This is a genomic window from Asaia platycodi JCM 25414, from assembly GCF_000614545.1.
GTDB classification, from domain to species: Bacteria; Pseudomonadota; Alphaproteobacteria; order Acetobacterales; family Acetobacteraceae; genus Asaia; species Asaia platycodi.
In genome coordinates, this window is sequence record NZ_BAKW01000002.1 from 186,627 (window position 1) to 201,189 (window position 14,563).

Sequence of the window (14,563 nt, forward strand, 5' to 3'; positions counted from 1 at the left end):
CTTAGCGCCTCTGAAATTCGGGGGAGGAAAACAGAAGGGTCAGGGCGTCCTGACGGCTGCCTGCGTGGTGCATGGCCAGTTGGGTTTCGGAGCGCAGCGAGGCACCGAGCGCGGCATGAGCGATCGTCATAGGGTCGCGGTCGCGCAGCGTGGCGGCATAGCGATACGCCCAGTCGGTGCGGGCAAGCAGATCGGCCGGGGCTGACCATTCTGCTGCGCAATCGCTCCAGCCATTGGGCATGGGGGCGGTCCACAAAGGCTGGCCCAGCGCCGCGCATCCATTGATCAAAAGGCGAGCGGGGCTATGCGGCGCGTCTGGCGGAATATCTGTGGGCATTGCGCCAGACGCGCGCAGGGTTGCCACTACAAATTCCATGGGCGAGCGCAGCTTGCCCTTGGTGGCGCCGGGTGAGGCAGCGCCGGGAAGATCGATCAGGGCCAGAGAAGCGGCGCGCAGATTGCCCTGCGTTCGGCTCAGTGCGTCGAAAACAGGAACCACCTGGGCGGGTGAGGGGGTATCCGTCAGGAAATGCCTCACCATCTGCGTGGCGATATGACGATAGGTGGCCGGATGGGTGCCCAGAAATGTCAGCGCTGCCACGCCGCCTTCTTCTCCTTCGGGAAAACGCTGCACAAGGAGCGTTTTTTCGCCGGGCTGATGGGCGCGTTGTGTGAAATGGAAGCCGGGGCGCGCGGCCTTCATATCCACGCTCCACCCTGTCAGGATCGCGGCGAAAGAGGTGACATCGCTTTGGCTGTATCCCGCAGCGGGTGAGAGCGTATGCAGTTCGAGACATTCACGGGCCAGATTTTCATTCAACCCGCGATGCTGGCGTAGTCCGGCAGGGCTGTCCGGTCCGACCGAGCCGGTATTGTCCAGATAGAGAAGCATGGCGGGGTGGCGCATGACGGCCATGAGCATATCGACGAAACGCCCCGTGACATGGGGCCTGATGGCCTCGCGCATATAGGCGCCTGCAACGCCCTTCACGCGGTCCTGCTTCTGGCTGACCGTGAAATGGTTGCACCAGAACCAGGCCAGTCGATCACGGAAAGGCTGCTGCGTTGAGAGAAGCGCTGCGCTCTGGGTCGCGAGTTCTGCCTGAAGGATGGGCTTGACCAGAGGGTTGCCGCGCAGCTTGCCCTCGCGCTGCGTGCGCAGGGCAATCAGCCCATCGGCGCAGTCGCCCACCCCGACGAAAAGGGTTGGATCGTCAGGGCCGAGTTGCTCTGCCAGCCACTCCCGCCATGGTGTGGTGCGTGTCTCGCCAAAGCGCGCGCCCCAGCCGAAACGGTTCTCGACCTGAATGCTCTGCATGAGGCCTCCGCGAGGGCGTCTTCGCTTGAGAATTGATTATGTCAAACGATGTCTCGATTTACGGCGTGTTTTGTGGCGAAAAGACAGCGATGATGTAACGGCGCGATGCAGCCTTGCGCCGGCCTGTTGGCCTGAGTGCTTGCCCGACCTGTTTTCAAAACGTGCCTGAGCCGCTATGGCTCAGCACGGCACCCGGAAACGATGATGGAGGAATGACATGACGACCGTAGCAAGACGTGGCGTCTGTCTCGTGATTTCCGCGCCATCCGGTGCGGGTAAATCCACCATTGCCAACGCCCTGCGCGCCGGGGATTCCAGCCTTGTGCATTCCGTGTCGGTCACTACCCGCGCTCCGCGCCCGGGTGAGAAGGAAGGCGTGCATTATTATTTCCGCTCGCTGGAGGAATTCCGCGCTATGGCGGAAAATGGCGAACTGCTCGAATGGGCCGAAGTTTTCGGGCGTGGCTATGGCACACCGCGTGCGCCTGTCGAGGCGGCGCTGGCCAGCGGGCGTGACATGGTGTTCGATATTGACTGGCAAGGCCATCGCCTGCTGCGCGATGCGCTTCCGGATGACGTGGTGAGCCTGTTCGTTCTGCCGCCTTCGATGAAGGAGCTCGATCGCCGTCTACGCTCGCGCGCCTCGGATGATGCGGCAGAGATCGACAAGCGCATGGGGGCGGCACTGGCGGAAATCTCGCATTGGAGCGAGTTCGATCACGTGATCATCAATGAAGAACTCGATCGTGCCGTGCGCGAGGCGCAGTCTATTCTCGTTGCTGCCCGTCTGCGCACCAGACGCCAGCACGGTCTGGCCGCGCTGATGAAGGAATACGAGGCACATTGAGACCTCGATAGCGGACGCGTAGGACATTGCCGGTCGGGAAGAGACCGGTCGGTTGCGGCCAGTGCCTAAAAGATGATCTGACAACACCAATAATATTGAAAATAGTTCATGTTCGGGGCTGCGCCTGTGTCCGCAACGCGGATGGGGACCGCTTCGCCTGAGTGTAGTGCAAGGAGCATGATATCACGATGACTGGCGCCGATCAGGAAACCGCCGCGCTTTCCTCCGTTCAGCCGGAGGCCGTGCCTCGACCAGGCTTGTTTAAGGCTGTAGGGCAGGTTGCGAGCGGCAACATGCTCGAAATGTACGATTTCATGGTCTTCGGCTATTACGCTGGTGATATCGGCAAGGCGTTCTTTCCCTCGGGTAACGCGCAGGCCGAGCTGATGTCGTCTTTTGCGACATTCGGGGCTGGATTTTTGATGCGTCCCCTTGGGGCCCTGGTTCTCGGGGCTTATGTCGATCGCATTGGACGACGCAAGGGCTGATTCTCACACTCACGCTCATGGCTATAGGGACCATGACGCTGGCATTGACGCCGGGATACGAGACGATCGGTATGATGGCGCCGATCCTCGTCCTGTTGGGACGGTTGATCCAGGGGTTCTCGGCAGGTGTGGAAGTCGGGTCGAGTTCCGTGTACCTGGCCGAAATCGCGACGAAGCAGAATCGCGGTCTCATAGTGGCTTTTCAGTCCGCGTCCATACAGCTTGCCGTTGTTGCTGCAGCAGCTATCGGGTTTGGTCTGACCTCATGGCTCGGCGGTGCAGTCATGTCTGCATGGGGCTGGCGCATACCGCTCTTCATCGGGTGTCTGATTGTGCCTGTTCTGGTTTTCTTGCGTCGCAATCTGCAGGAAACAGAAGCCTTCGAGTCCCAGACAAATCATCCGGATCTGCGTGAGGTCGTGAGAGCGCTGATCGCAAACTGGTATGTCGGTGGCATCGGGATTTTGACAGGCGTGATGAGCACAGTTTCGTTCTATGTGATCACCGCTTATTGCCCGGCCTTCGGCTCACGTATTCTGCATCTGAGTCGTCAAGATGCTTTGCTGGTCACACTTTGTGCCGGACTTACCAATTGTATTCTCGTCCCGGTATTTGGTCTTGTTTCGGACAGGATCGGTCGCAAGAAGCTTCTGATCGGGGCAACATCTCTCGTTATATGTCTGGCGTGGCCTCTTATGCGCTGGCTCGTTGCGTCGCCGGATTTCGGCAGGTTGCTGACGGTCGAGCTCGTACTCGCTGTGCTCTACAGCGCATATAATGGTGCTGCGATTGTCTGGTTGACCGAGATCGTGCCACCGCGCATTCGTACAACCGGATTCTCTTTGGCGTATAGTTTCGCCACCTGTATTGGCGGGTTCAGTCCCGCCATATGCACGTGGCTCATCAACCAGACGCAAGATCGCGCCATGCCCGCTCTCTGGCTCATCGTTGCAGCCTGTTGCGGACTGGTTGCTGCCTGCGTTTCGCGCCCTTATCAGAAGGAATAATGAACAGTAAATGACGTGAACATTATCGAAAGTTCACGTTTAAATGAATTCTTCTTGTTTCTTTATTGGTGTCATCCGCCTCGGGAACGTGCAGAACATGTCTGCCTACCAGCCTGCGAAGAGCAAGGGGCGGCAACATGATAAGTATAGGTACGGCAATCGAAGATATTGCTGATCCCAAAACGACTGAGCTGACTACCTCTGCACCTGCCACCATGCGTGAACGCATAAAGGCTATTGGACAGGTTGCCAGTGGCAATATGCTTGAGATGTATGACTTTATGGTATTCGGCTACTACGCCGCTGCCATAGGCGCTGCATTTTTTCCGTCCAAAGATCCCCAGGCCGAGTTGCTTTTGTCTTTTGCAACGTTCGGCGCAGGTTTTCTCATGAGGCCGCTCGGAGCGCTTATTCTTGGAGCGTATGTCGATCGTATCGGACGTCGCAAAGGCTTGATCCTGACGCTGGCTCTCATGTCTATCGGTACGGCGACTCTTGCTCTGACCCCGGATTATAGTCGGATCGGTCTGCTTGCGCCGCTTCTTGTTCTGTGTGGTCGCCTGCTTCAGGGTTTTTCGGCTGGGGTGGAGCTTGGTTCGACTTCTGTCTATCTCGCCGAGATTGCAACAGAGAAGACCAAGGGTTTCATCGTTGCCTTTCAGTCGGCTTCCCAACAGGTCGCTGTTGCAGGTGCTGCTTTGCTTGGCGTGGTGCTCACGAGCACACTCGATACCCAGAAAATGTCGGCATGGGGATGGCGCATTCCCCTTATTCTGGGCTGCCTGATCGTGCCTGTATTGTTTTTTCTCAGACGTAACCTGCAGGAAACCGACAGTTTTCGCACGACCCACGCGCCACCGCATTTCAGCGAGGTTATCCGCACCTTGTGTGCCGAGTGGCGGATTGTGGGCACAGGTATTCTGACTGTCCTGATGACGACAACCTCGTTTTACGTCATCACAGCCTATACGCCCTCTTTCGGTACGCGCGTCCTGCATCTCGCCAGTCGTGACAGTCTGACCGTCACCTTATGCGTCGGTCTGACCAATCTTGTTCTTCTGCCTTTGTTCGGTGCCTTGTCGGATAAAATCGGACGCCGGAGATTGCTTATCGGCTCGACCCTTCTTGCTCTGGTCTCGGCCTGGCCGATGATGAACTGGCTGGTTTCAGCTCCCAGTTTCAGCCGTCTGCTTGTCGTGGAATTGGCTCTCGCTGTTATCTATAGCGCTTATAATGGCGCTGCTGTGGTCTGGTTGACCGAAATCGTTCCGCCGCGGATACGGACGACCGGTTTCTCGTTCGCTTACAGTCTTGCAACCTGCATTGGCGGGTTCACACCCACCATATGCACATGGCTGATTCATGTAACGGGTGATCGTGCCATACCCGGTGCATGGCTATCTTTGGCTGCACTCTGCGGATTACTCGCGGCCTTGATCGCACGACCCTACGCGCAGCGGGTTAAATCGACATGAAATCAACAATCGGTGGAGAGGAAGAGCATGCGGGTCGGCTGCTTAGAGGAGGGTTCTCTTTTGCCCTGCTCTTTTTCTCGACATTCCTGACGTCACAGGCGCATGCCGCAATTAAAAAGACGGATGTAAATTTCGAGACGCTTGCAACACTGGTCAAGGCACAGGCACAGCAAATCAAGGAGTTGCAGGCGCGTCTTTCTGCTCTTGAGGGGAAAAAAGGGTATAAATCGGGAGCTAAAACGGTTTCTGTTGCCGCAGTTAGTCGAAGTGTCCCTCCGCAGACGTATGCCCCCCCAAACGGCGACCTCCGTCAAAGGCAAGTTCATACTGGGTCGACTCCCAGCAATGCGCCTCCAGCCCCTGTGCGCCTAGCTTCAGCATCCAGTCAGGCGGAGGCGGCAGGTTTTGCAACGATCCCTCTGTCAGATACGCCTCCCGGGAGCAGTGGGGCGAGCAACGGGAGCAGTTCGCGTTCTCCTGAGACGGCGGCCTCACCAGGCAGCTGGGGCGCGGTTTCCTCCATTCCGCTCAATTCCTCACCGGCCTTGGGCGTTGACTCGTCGATTCCCTATGCAGGGCGAACAACTCATATGGGTGGGCTCGTTCTTAAATGGGGCAAGGGCCTGCCGGAGTTCATGACGCCGGATAAGCAATATGCTTTCCGGATAAGAGGACGAATCCTCACTGATTACGGCGCAGCATTCGGGTCGCGGTTTCACGACCAGAACGTTTCCCGCACCAGTCTGCGCGCCGTGCGTCTTGGGGTAGAGGGGCGTGCGCGCCAGCTCTCCTGGGTGTTCGAAGGAGATTATTCCAACAACGAAGTGTCGGTTGTGAGTGCCTATGCGACCTGGAGTGACCGTATGGCCCGCCATATGGTCGAATATACTCTAGGCAATAAATTCAATGACCGTGGCTTTGATGGCTCAACAGGCTCGGCAGAAACGGTATTTCTCGACCGGGATCTGGTGGCGACGGCCATTTTGCCCGTCAAAGGGTGGTATGGTCTGGGCGGTACGTTCAAGATCTATGGTGATGGCTGGCATGTTTCGACCCAGATCACAGGTAACGATGTCAACGCATCGAATATCTCCAATAATCTGCGTGATGACCTGACTTACGCATTCCGTTCGCACTGGATACCATGGCGCAGCAAGGATGCGCTGATTCATCTGGGAGCCTGGGGATTTTACGAAGACGTCAAGCCGGGCGCGACGTTCTCCCAGAAGATCAGGATGCTGGCCCGAACAAATGATGCATTTGCGGCGCGTATCAATACACTTCCGATCGCTAGTTCTCTCGCTGGTGGCCTCGAAGCTTTTGGGATCTGGAAGACAGCCTGGGTGCTCGGAGAATACGGTGTGCGTGACATCGCCTTTCGCCGGACATATGGGACCACGGATTTCGGAACTCATCGTGGAACAGTTCAGGCAGCAAGTCTCCAGACAGGTATTTTTCTTACAGGAGAGACACCGAATTACTATGCTCTGACCGGGCAGTGGGCCTCACCAAGGGTACTCGATCCTGTGACGCGCGGTGGGCCGGGGGCATGGGAACTGGCCGTGCGTGGGGATTGCTCGACGGCTGGAAAATGCAGGGCGGAACGCGTGGGTGGTCAGCGACAGCAGGGGTAAACTGGTATCTGCTGGACTATATGCGCCTGATGCTCAACTACACACACGCTCATGTTGATAATCAGAAGGGGCCGTATATCGGCCCGACAGGCGGTAATATTGTAGGCATGCGCGCCGGGATTACCTTTTGATTTCGCTGCGCACGTTTCAGCTAGAGAATGCGCGCAACGCCCGGCACTCGACATGACGGCATTCAGGATGACTGTATCCTGAATGCCCTTGCGTTATTCCCGTTCGACCTGCAGTTTTTTGATGTTGGCGATGGCCTTGGCCGGGTTCAGACCCTTGGGGCAGGTCTGGGTACAGTTCATGATGGTGCGGCAGCCATAGAGCTTCATGGAATCATCCAAGGCTTCGAGACGCTCGCTCTTGTGGTCGTCGCGGCTATCCATGATCCAGCGATTGGCTGCCAGCAGTGTTGCAGGGCCGAGATAGCGGTCGCCATTCCACCAATAAGACGGGCAGGACGTGCTGCAGCAGAAGCACAGAATGCACTCCCACATGCCATCGAGCTTCTCGCGCTCTTCGACACTTTGCAGACGCTCGGTATCCGGCGGCGGCGGGGTATCGCTTTTCAGCCAGGGCTGGATTGATTCAAGCTGGGCATAGGCGCCGTTCAGATTGGGTACCAGATCTTTCACCACCGGCATATGCGGCAGCGGATTGATCTTGACCGTGCCCTTGATCGAGCTGATGGGCTTAAGGCAGGCTAGTGTGTTTTCGCCATCGATATTCATGGCGCATGAGCCGCAGATCCCTTCGCGGCAGGAGCGGCGAAAGGTCAGCGACGCGTCGATATGATCCTTGATGTACAGCAGCGCGTCGAGCACCATCGGCCCGACCTTGTCGAGATCGAGCTCATAGCTGTCGAGGCTCGGGTTCGAGTCATCGTCGGGCGACCAGCGATAGACCTGAAAAGTCGCCTTGTTCCTGGCACCGGCAGGAGCCGGATAGAACTTGCCGGGGCGGGTCGTGCTGTTTTTGGGCAGGCGGAGTTCAACCATGGTGAGGCTCCCTCAGTAAACACGTTTTTTGGGCGGAAAGACCTCGACGTCGTTTGTCAGGGTCTGCATCCGCACCGGCCGGTAGAGCAGGCTCACCGCACCGTCCTTATCGAGATAGGAGACGGTATGTTTCATCCAGTGCTCGTCATCGCGCTCGGGATAATCGTCATGCGCATGGGCGCCACGCGTCTCGTGACGCGCATGGGCGCTTTCAATCGTTACGGTCGCGTTGGCCAGAAGATTGGCAAATTCGAGCGCTTCCATCAGATCGCTGTTCCAGATGAGCGAGCGATCGGCCAGGCCCATATGCTGCGCGTCTTTCCAGAGTTCACGTATCTTGGCGCAGCCTCGGCGAGCGATTTCGTATTACGGAACACGGCAGCGTGGCTCTGCATGATGCGTTGCAGGCGTTCGCGCAGTTCGGCAACCGTGAACTTCCCCGAAGCTTCGCGTGTCTTGTCGAAAGCGTCGAGAATGGCCTCACTGGCATTTTTCGGCAGAGGCGGTATAGGCGTTGTCGGGTCGATGATTTCGGCAGCGCGTTTGCCGGCGGCACGACCGAACACGATCAGATCGAGCAGCGAGTTGGTGCCCAGTCGATTGGCGCCATGCACAGACACGCAGGCCGCTTCACCAACAGCCATCAATCCCGGTACGACAGCTTCCGGGTTCTCATCTGTCGGGCGCAGAACCTCGCCATGCAGATTGGTCGGGACGCCACCCATATTGTAATGCACGGTCGGCAGCACCGGAGCAGGCTCTTTTGTGACATCCACCCCGGCGAAAATACGCGCGGTTTCGGAAATGCCGGGCAGACGTTGATGCAGCAGTTCGGGGCCGAGATGCTCCAGATGCAGCATGATATGGTCCTTTTTCGGACCACAGCCACGGCCTTCATTGATTTCGATGGTCATGGCGCGCGAGACCACGTCACGCGAGGCCAGATCCTTCGCCGTCGGGGCATAGCGCTCCATGAAGCGTTCGCCTTCGGCATTGGTCAGATAGCCGCCTTCACCACGACAGCCTCTGTCAGCAGACAGCCTGCGGGGAAAATGCCGGTAGGATGGAACTGCACGAATTCCATATCCTGAGTTGGCACACCGGCGCGCATGGCCAGACCGCCACCATCGCCCGTGCAGGAATGAGCAGAGGTGCAGCTCTGGAAGGCACGGCCATAGCCACCTGTTGCCAGAACAACCATCTTGGCGTTGAAGCGATGGATCGACCCGTCATCGAGCACCAGGCCACAATACCGCGACAGGCCCCATGCTCGTCCATGATCAGGTCGAGCACGTAATATTCGACAAAAAAATCGACGCGATGTTTCAGGCATTGCTGATAGAGCGTATGCAGAATGGCATGACCCGTGCGATCGGCTGCCGCACAGGCGCGGGCGACCGGGGCTTTACCATATTCGCTCATATGGCCGCCGAAGGGACGCTGATAGATCTTGCCGTCTTCGGTGCGCGAGAAGGGCACGCCGAAATGCTCAAGCTCCATCACGGCGCTTTCGGCCTCGCGGCACATGAACTCGATCGCGTCCTGATCGCCCAGCCAGTCCGACCCCTTGACGGTGTCGTACATGTGCCAGCGCCAGTTATCCTCGGACATGTTGCCCAGAGAGGCACCGATGCCCCCCTGTGCCGCCACCGTATGGCTGCGTGTCGGGAAAACCTTGGTGACGCAGGCGGTGCGCAGGCCTCCGGCACCCATGCCCAGCGTGGCGCGCAGACCCGAGCCCCCGGCACCGACCACCACGACATCATAGGCGTGATCGACGATGCGGTATTTCTTGGCGGATTCCGCGCTCATGAGTGGCCCTCCTTCGGGCGGGTAATCAGAATACGGGCGAGCGAGGCACAGCCGAGCGCCACGAAAAGAAGCGTGCTGAGGCGAATGATCAGCCGCAGGCCGAAACGGCGCCAGCCGCGCGAATAATCGGAAGCCACGACTTCGAGCCCGAGCTGGGCGTGACGACCGGTCAGGGCGATCAGCAGGCCCAGAGGGGCAGCGTTTTGCACCCGACCTGCCCAGGTCAGAATGGACTCGCGGTCACGCCCGGCGAGACGCAGAAGCTGGGCGACCCCCCAGATCGTGAGCGGGCCGAGAAGGGCAGCGGAGACACGCTCGGCTGTCCAGTGTTCGGCACCATCGGCCAGGCCGCCCAGCCCCTTGGCGCGCGCAAGAGGTGTGCGCATGTCTGAAAGGCGGTTCATGCGCGTGTTCCCTTGCTACGAAAGCGTGAGAGGGCGACAAAGGCGGTGGCCAGCGAGACCCAAAGCCCGGCGGTAAGGAAGACCGAGCGTCGGCCATCCTCATCGATTTCCTTCTTTTCGAAACGGGCGCCGCTATCCCAGATCAGATGGCGGATGCTGGCAACGAAATGATAAGTGGTGGCCACGCCCCAGCCGAGAAAGACGAGCCGCCCCAGCGGGTGGGTCGCGACACGCTGCGCACGGGAAAAGGCACGCGGCCCCTGGGCGAGAGCTGCCAGCCAGGCAACGGCCAGACCTGCACCGAGCGACGACGCGACGCCCGCCATGCGATTGCCGATCGAAAGCGCCATTGAGAGGCGAAAACGATAGACATCCAGATGGGGCGACATGGGACGCCGTATGGCCCGCCCCTGCGTGTCGGTGCCGTGATAGAACGCTTCGCGTCCGTCGGAAGCCATGGCGATACCTCGGAATTCTGTCTGCGGGCTATGCGATACCTTACCCACATAGTCTCATTCCCATGGTTCGTCATGTGCATATTGATGTGAGAATCGGCACTGTTTTTGTCTTATATATCATGCAATTCCGAGGCTTTCGCATCTGTATCGTCTCACCAAGGCGTGACCCTGCTACAGGGGCGCGTTACGTTCGGTCGCGTGTTACGATCGAGCCAGTAGCGTGATCAGAAACCGCGATTGAGCGACAGCAGAGAGAGACCGATGCCAGAACTGAATCCTGCGCAGGCGACCCACGGTCGGGAGAGCTGCGTGCTGAAGGCCTATCGACGTCTGATCGACCTTGGGCAGATCGAGGCCGATTCAGCGCAGGGTCATGCGGCCGCGGCGCTGGATCGACTGGCGCAGACTCTGCAAGCGCGCCATGAAAGCAGGGATGGTTTTTTCTCGCGCCTGGCGAAGCGCCGTCCCGCGCCGATCAGGGGGGTGTATCTCGTCGGCGAAGTCGGGCGGGGCAAGACCATGCTCATGGATTTGTTCTGTCGTGAAGTAGCGGTATCGAAAAAGCGCCGCATCCATTTTCATGTTTTCATGCAGGAAGTCTTGCGCGCGCTGCATAAAGGTCAGAGCCGCGGTGAACGTCGCGAAGACCCGGTGCGTGAGTTGGCACTGAAAGTGCATGAGCAGAATGATCTGCTCTGCTTCGATGAATTCCAGATCAATGACATGTCCGATGCGGTTCTGATCCTGCGTCTGCTCGATATGGTGATGGAATTCGGTACGGTTGTCGTGGCGACTTCGAACACGGCGCCCTCTGATCTGATGAAAAACCAGGTACAGAACCGTTCAACCATGCGACCGTATCTGGAAGCTTTTTCTGCGCATATGGAGGTGCTTCCGCTTCAGTCAGCTCGAGATTATCGGCGTGGGCGTGAGCTTGACGGTCAGATCTGGCTCGCGCCGCTCTCGGAAGAAAATACTGCCCATTTGCGGCAGAGGTTCGAGGCGTTGACGCAGGCCAGCGCCGGACCGGATTTCGTGTCCATAGGGTCACGCCGTATTGCCGTACCATCCTGCTGGAAGACGATTGCATGGTTCGGTTTTGAGGATCTCTGTGGTGCGGCGCTCGGGCCTGCGGATTATCTGGCCTTACTCGGCCGGTTCGACACGATTTTTATTGATGGCATCCCCGAACTCGTTCCTGACCAGTTCGATAAAGCGCGACGCTTCATCAATCTGATCGACGTCATGTATGAAAATCATACTACTCTTTTCGCAACTGCCGCGGCCCAGCCCGAGACTCTTTACCAGAGCGGTGAGAACGCCAAGGCTTTCGAACGAACGGCGTCACGTCTCGAAGAAATGCGATCTAGTGGCTGGCAGGAAGAAGTATAGACGGTTCCCTTCTTTTCCACTGGCTCCGTCAAGAACTATTTTTCTGACATGATCAATCCAGAAGCAGGGCAGCTATGCACCTGCTTCTGGATGCTGTTCTGCACCGTATTACCGATCAGCGCCGACACGGAATACCTAGGCATATGAGATGGATGCCACGTCTCTGTTTCCGTCGTAGTACCAATGCTGTTTGAATGAGCGATTAGCTTACACTTAAATTTGAGATGACATTTTTTGTCGCAGTCTTTCTATGGTTTGATAATGAGAAACTTTCGCATCTATGAGTGGATCGAAGGTAATGATAACCAAAAGGCCCCCAAGAAATGCATTCTCGTATCCGGCTTCGGTCTTCCGTGCCAGTTGTTGCTGGCCTGACTCTCATCTGTAGTGGATCATATCTTACCCCTGCGGAGGCAGCGTCGCCTGATGACTCGTCGGATGGGGAACAAAAGCAGTTTCCTGATCCGAAAGCTGGGGGGATCGAAAGGAACCAGGGTGACACGCTTGCGCGCTCTTTGAACAATACGAAGAGCCTCGATAAGGATCCGGCCCCTCATGGCGAGGAAAATATTCTCGTCACGGGGAGCAGGATGAACATTTTGCGCGAGCCTGTCGGGCTCGGTCGTATGCCCGAGGACGTGATGCACACGCCCCAGACCATCAATGTCGTGCCACAGGCTTTGATGGAGCAGCAGAATGTCAAATCGCTCGATGAGGCGCTCAGAAACGTACCGGGTATTACGGCCTCGGTTGGCGAGGGCGAAGGCGGCATGTCGGGTGACCAGTTTCTGATCCGGGGTTTTCAGGCGCAGAATGATATCTACGAAAACGGGTTACGTGACTTCGGTGTCTACACCCGTGACAGTTTTTACTACGACCATGTATCGGTCATCAAAGGCCCCTCATCGGAAGTGTTCGGTAATGGAACCACTGGGGGCGCTATCAATATTGTGACGAAGGCGCCGCATAGCGGCAACAGCTACGCGGCGAATTTTTCGGGTGGGACAGGATCCTATTATCGCGGTACGATCGATATCAACCGTCAACTGACTGAAACGATTGCCGTCAGGCTTTCCGCCATGGGAAACAGCAATGACGTTGTCGGGCGTGATTCCGTGTTCTCGCATCGCTGGGGTATTGCGCCCTCAATCACTTTCGGGTTGGGGAAAAAGATATCCTATACGCTCGATTATTTTCATCAGAACGATAATCGTATCCCGGATTATGGTGTCTGGGTCGTGACAAAGCCGGGAACTTCAATAGGCCGTCCTCTCACGGAATTTGGATTGCCGCGCACCAACTGGTACGGCACGACGTTCGACAAGGATAATATCAGCACCGATATGATCAGTGGGCGTCTGACCGCCAAGGTTCTGCCCTGGCTGACGCTTAGCAACGACACGAAGGGCGGCATCTATCACCGCTATTTCTCTGCGTCGCAGTCGAATTGTAATGTGGCCTGTACGCGTGCTTTTTTCTCCAACGCGCCGCAGACTGCACAAATTGTCCGCAATGGCGGGTTAGGCGGTCCCAATCCTTACAGGCAGAGTGACTGGTCAATCCAGAATGTCTTTTCCGGGGTCGCACGCTTCAGGACCGGCTCGGTCAGGCATGAAATGATCAGCGGGTTCGACATCGAGCATGTTGAAGACCATCGTAAGAACTACCCCTACAACATGACACGCGGCGGTACGAACCTTCTCGAACCGTCAGCAATTGTGCCGGGGCTGCAGCGTTTAAATTGTGCCCAAAATCCCGCCGGTCTGGCCAATATACCAATGGCGTGGGTAAAAAATGTTACAAGGATGGTGCCGCAACCGATATCGGCTTCTTCTTTTCCGATCAGATCTGGCTCACCAAATGGTTCTCGATCAAAGGCGGGTTTCGGCTTGATCAGTGGTGGAGTGACTACTCTGCGACAGGAGGGGTGAAGACAACGCCGGATAGTCACTTCTCGCAGTCCGAACTGACCGTGAACCCGACTGTCAGCCTCATGTACACGCCAAATGACGACATCATGGTGTATTTCAACTGGGCTGAATCGACCACCCCGACCAGCCTCTACGTCACGAACAGTAACGCGCCCTATCTGACAGATAACGGCTTTTCTCCTGAGCGCAGCAGACTTTACGAATTAGGGGCGAAATATAACGCTTTCAATGGACGTATGGGCTTCACGGCGGCGCTTTTCCGTCTGGAAAAAAGCAACGCGACGCTTACCGACCCGACGACCGGTGATGTGTCGTCATCATCCGATCAGCAGAGAAACCAGGGTCTGGAACTGAGTGCGTCGGGTAATATCACCAAGCATTGGAGCGTGATCGGGACCTATGCACTCTACGATAGCAGCGTGACCGGGTCGAATACGCCGGCCAATCTTGGCAAACGTATCCAATATGTTCCCAAAAACTCCGCGACGTTATGGACCACCTACGACATCGCACCGCAGACACCCTATAATGTCAGTGTGGGTGGTGGCATCACCTGGCGCCAGGCCGTCTGGCTCGATGCTGCCAATACGGCGCGCGTGCCAGCCACTGTCAATTTCGATGCCATGATTTCTCATACTATTTCGAAGCACTGGAAGATCGCAATGAACGGCTATAATCTCGGCAACCGCCTGAATTACAGCAATCTGTTCAGTAATCGTGTCACACCCAGCATCGGCAGGTCGTTCCTGTTCAATATCGCGGCCACTTACTGAGCGGCTTTTAGTCCTGCTAC

At 57.2% G+C, this 14,563-nt stretch carries 13 protein-coding genes and 2 pseudogenes; 8 read left to right on the forward strand and 7 right to left on the reverse strand.

What is annotated here, in order from left to right:
- Position 1: 1 nt before the first annotated feature.
- On the reverse strand, positions 2-1,318 hold the full coding sequence (locus tag JCM25414_RS02940; RefSeq protein WP_025840673.1) for a DUF1800 domain-containing protein: 1,317 nt from the start codon (positions 1,316-1,318) through the stop codon (positions 2-4).
- A gap of 217 nt (positions 1,319-1,535) precedes the next feature.
- Here JCM25414_RS02940 and gmk point away from each other — a divergent pair, with 217 nt between their 5' ends.
- The 6 genes from gmk to JCM25414_RS25725 all read left to right on the forward strand — a co-directional run bounded on the left by gmk (position 1,536) and on the right by JCM25414_RS25725 (position 6,900).
- On the forward strand, positions 1,536-2,165 hold the full coding sequence (gmk, locus tag JCM25414_RS02945) for a guanylate kinase (protein WP_025840674.1): 630 nt from the start codon (positions 1,536-1,538) through the stop codon (positions 2,163-2,165).
- 188 nt (positions 2,166-2,353) lie between these two features.
- Complete coding sequence (locus JCM25414_RS24350; protein WP_242403298.1) at positions 2,354-2,653, forward strand: hypothetical protein; 300 nt, start codon at positions 2,354-2,356, stop codon at positions 2,651-2,653.
- A 17-nt stretch (positions 2,654-2,670) separates the two neighbouring features.
- Positions 2,671-3,660, forward strand: coding sequence for a tricarballylate/proton symporter TcuC (gene tcuC, locus JCM25414_RS16525; protein ID WP_242403299.1), 990 nt, complete (start codon positions 2,671-2,673; stop codon positions 3,658-3,660).
- Positions 3,661-3,875: 215 nt separating this feature from the next.
- A complete protein-coding gene (gene tcuC / locus JCM25414_RS02955) occupies positions 3,876-5,135 on the forward strand; it encodes a tricarballylate/proton symporter TcuC (RefSeq protein WP_051535661.1) in 1,260 nt (419 codons plus the stop codon).
- A gap of 590 nt (positions 5,136-5,725) precedes the next feature.
- Entirely contained in the window at positions 5,726-6,769 is a 1,044-nt protein-coding gene (locus JCM25414_RS23280) for a porin (RefSeq protein WP_051535649.1), read from the forward strand.
- Positions 6,770-6,789: 20 nt separating this feature from the next.
- Entirely contained in the window at positions 6,790-6,900 is a 111-nt protein-coding gene (locus JCM25414_RS25725; protein ID WP_277910961.1) for a hypothetical protein, read from the forward strand.
- Between the two features lie 93 nt (positions 6,901-6,993).
- Here the strand turns inward: JCM25414_RS25725 and JCM25414_RS02975 are convergent, their stop codons facing one another.
- The 6 genes and pseudogenes from JCM25414_RS02975 to sdhC form a co-directional block, all read right to left on the reverse strand.
- A complete protein-coding gene (locus tag JCM25414_RS02975; RefSeq protein ID WP_025840676.1) occupies positions 6,994-7,773 on the reverse strand; it encodes a succinate dehydrogenase iron-sulfur subunit in 780 nt (259 codons plus the stop codon).
- A 12-nt stretch (positions 7,774-7,785) separates the two neighbouring features.
- Positions 7,786-8,079: a hypothetical protein gene (locus tag JCM25414_RS26930; protein WP_277910962.1), complete on the reverse strand. Its 294-nt coding sequence runs from the start codon at positions 8,077-8,079 to the stop codon at positions 7,786-7,788.
- Positions 8,037-8,917: pseudogene (locus JCM25414_RS26935) on the reverse strand (FAD-binding protein); the annotation flags it as partial. The pseudogene JCM25414_RS26935 and the gene JCM25414_RS26930, both read right to left, overlap by 43 nt.
- Positions 8,803-9,585, reverse strand: a complete 783-nt coding sequence (locus tag JCM25414_RS26940) for an FAD-binding protein (RefSeq protein WP_408734861.1) — start codon at positions 9,583-9,585, stop codon at positions 8,803-8,805. The pseudogene JCM25414_RS26935 and the gene JCM25414_RS26940, both read right to left, overlap by 115 nt.
- Positions 9,582-9,989, reverse strand: coding sequence for a succinate dehydrogenase, hydrophobic membrane anchor protein (gene sdhD / locus JCM25414_RS02985; RefSeq protein WP_025840677.1), 408 nt, complete (start codon positions 9,987-9,989; stop codon positions 9,582-9,584). Before sdhD ends, JCM25414_RS26940 begins: the two co-directional genes overlap by 4 nt.
- Positions 9,986-10,447, reverse strand: a complete 462-nt coding sequence (gene sdhC, locus JCM25414_RS02990; protein WP_242403300.1) for a succinate dehydrogenase, cytochrome b556 subunit — start codon at positions 10,445-10,447, stop codon at positions 9,986-9,988. Before sdhC ends, sdhD begins: the two co-directional genes overlap by 4 nt.
- A 261-nt stretch (positions 10,448-10,708) precedes the next feature.
- On the opposite strand from sdhC, the gene zapE reads away from it, so the two are divergent.
- Together zapE and JCM25414_RS16540 are read left to right on the forward strand one after the other, a co-directional pair.
- The gene (gene zapE, locus JCM25414_RS02995) at positions 10,709-11,839 is read left to right on the forward strand and encodes a cell division protein ZapE (RefSeq protein WP_025840679.1); all 1,131 of its coding nucleotides are present in this window, start codon (positions 10,709-10,711) and stop codon (positions 11,837-11,839) included.
- A 323-nt stretch (positions 11,840-12,162) separates the two neighbouring features.
- Positions 12,163-14,543 (forward strand): annotated as a pseudogene (locus JCM25414_RS16540) (TonB-dependent receptor).
- Positions 14,544-14,563 lie beyond the last annotated feature (20 nt).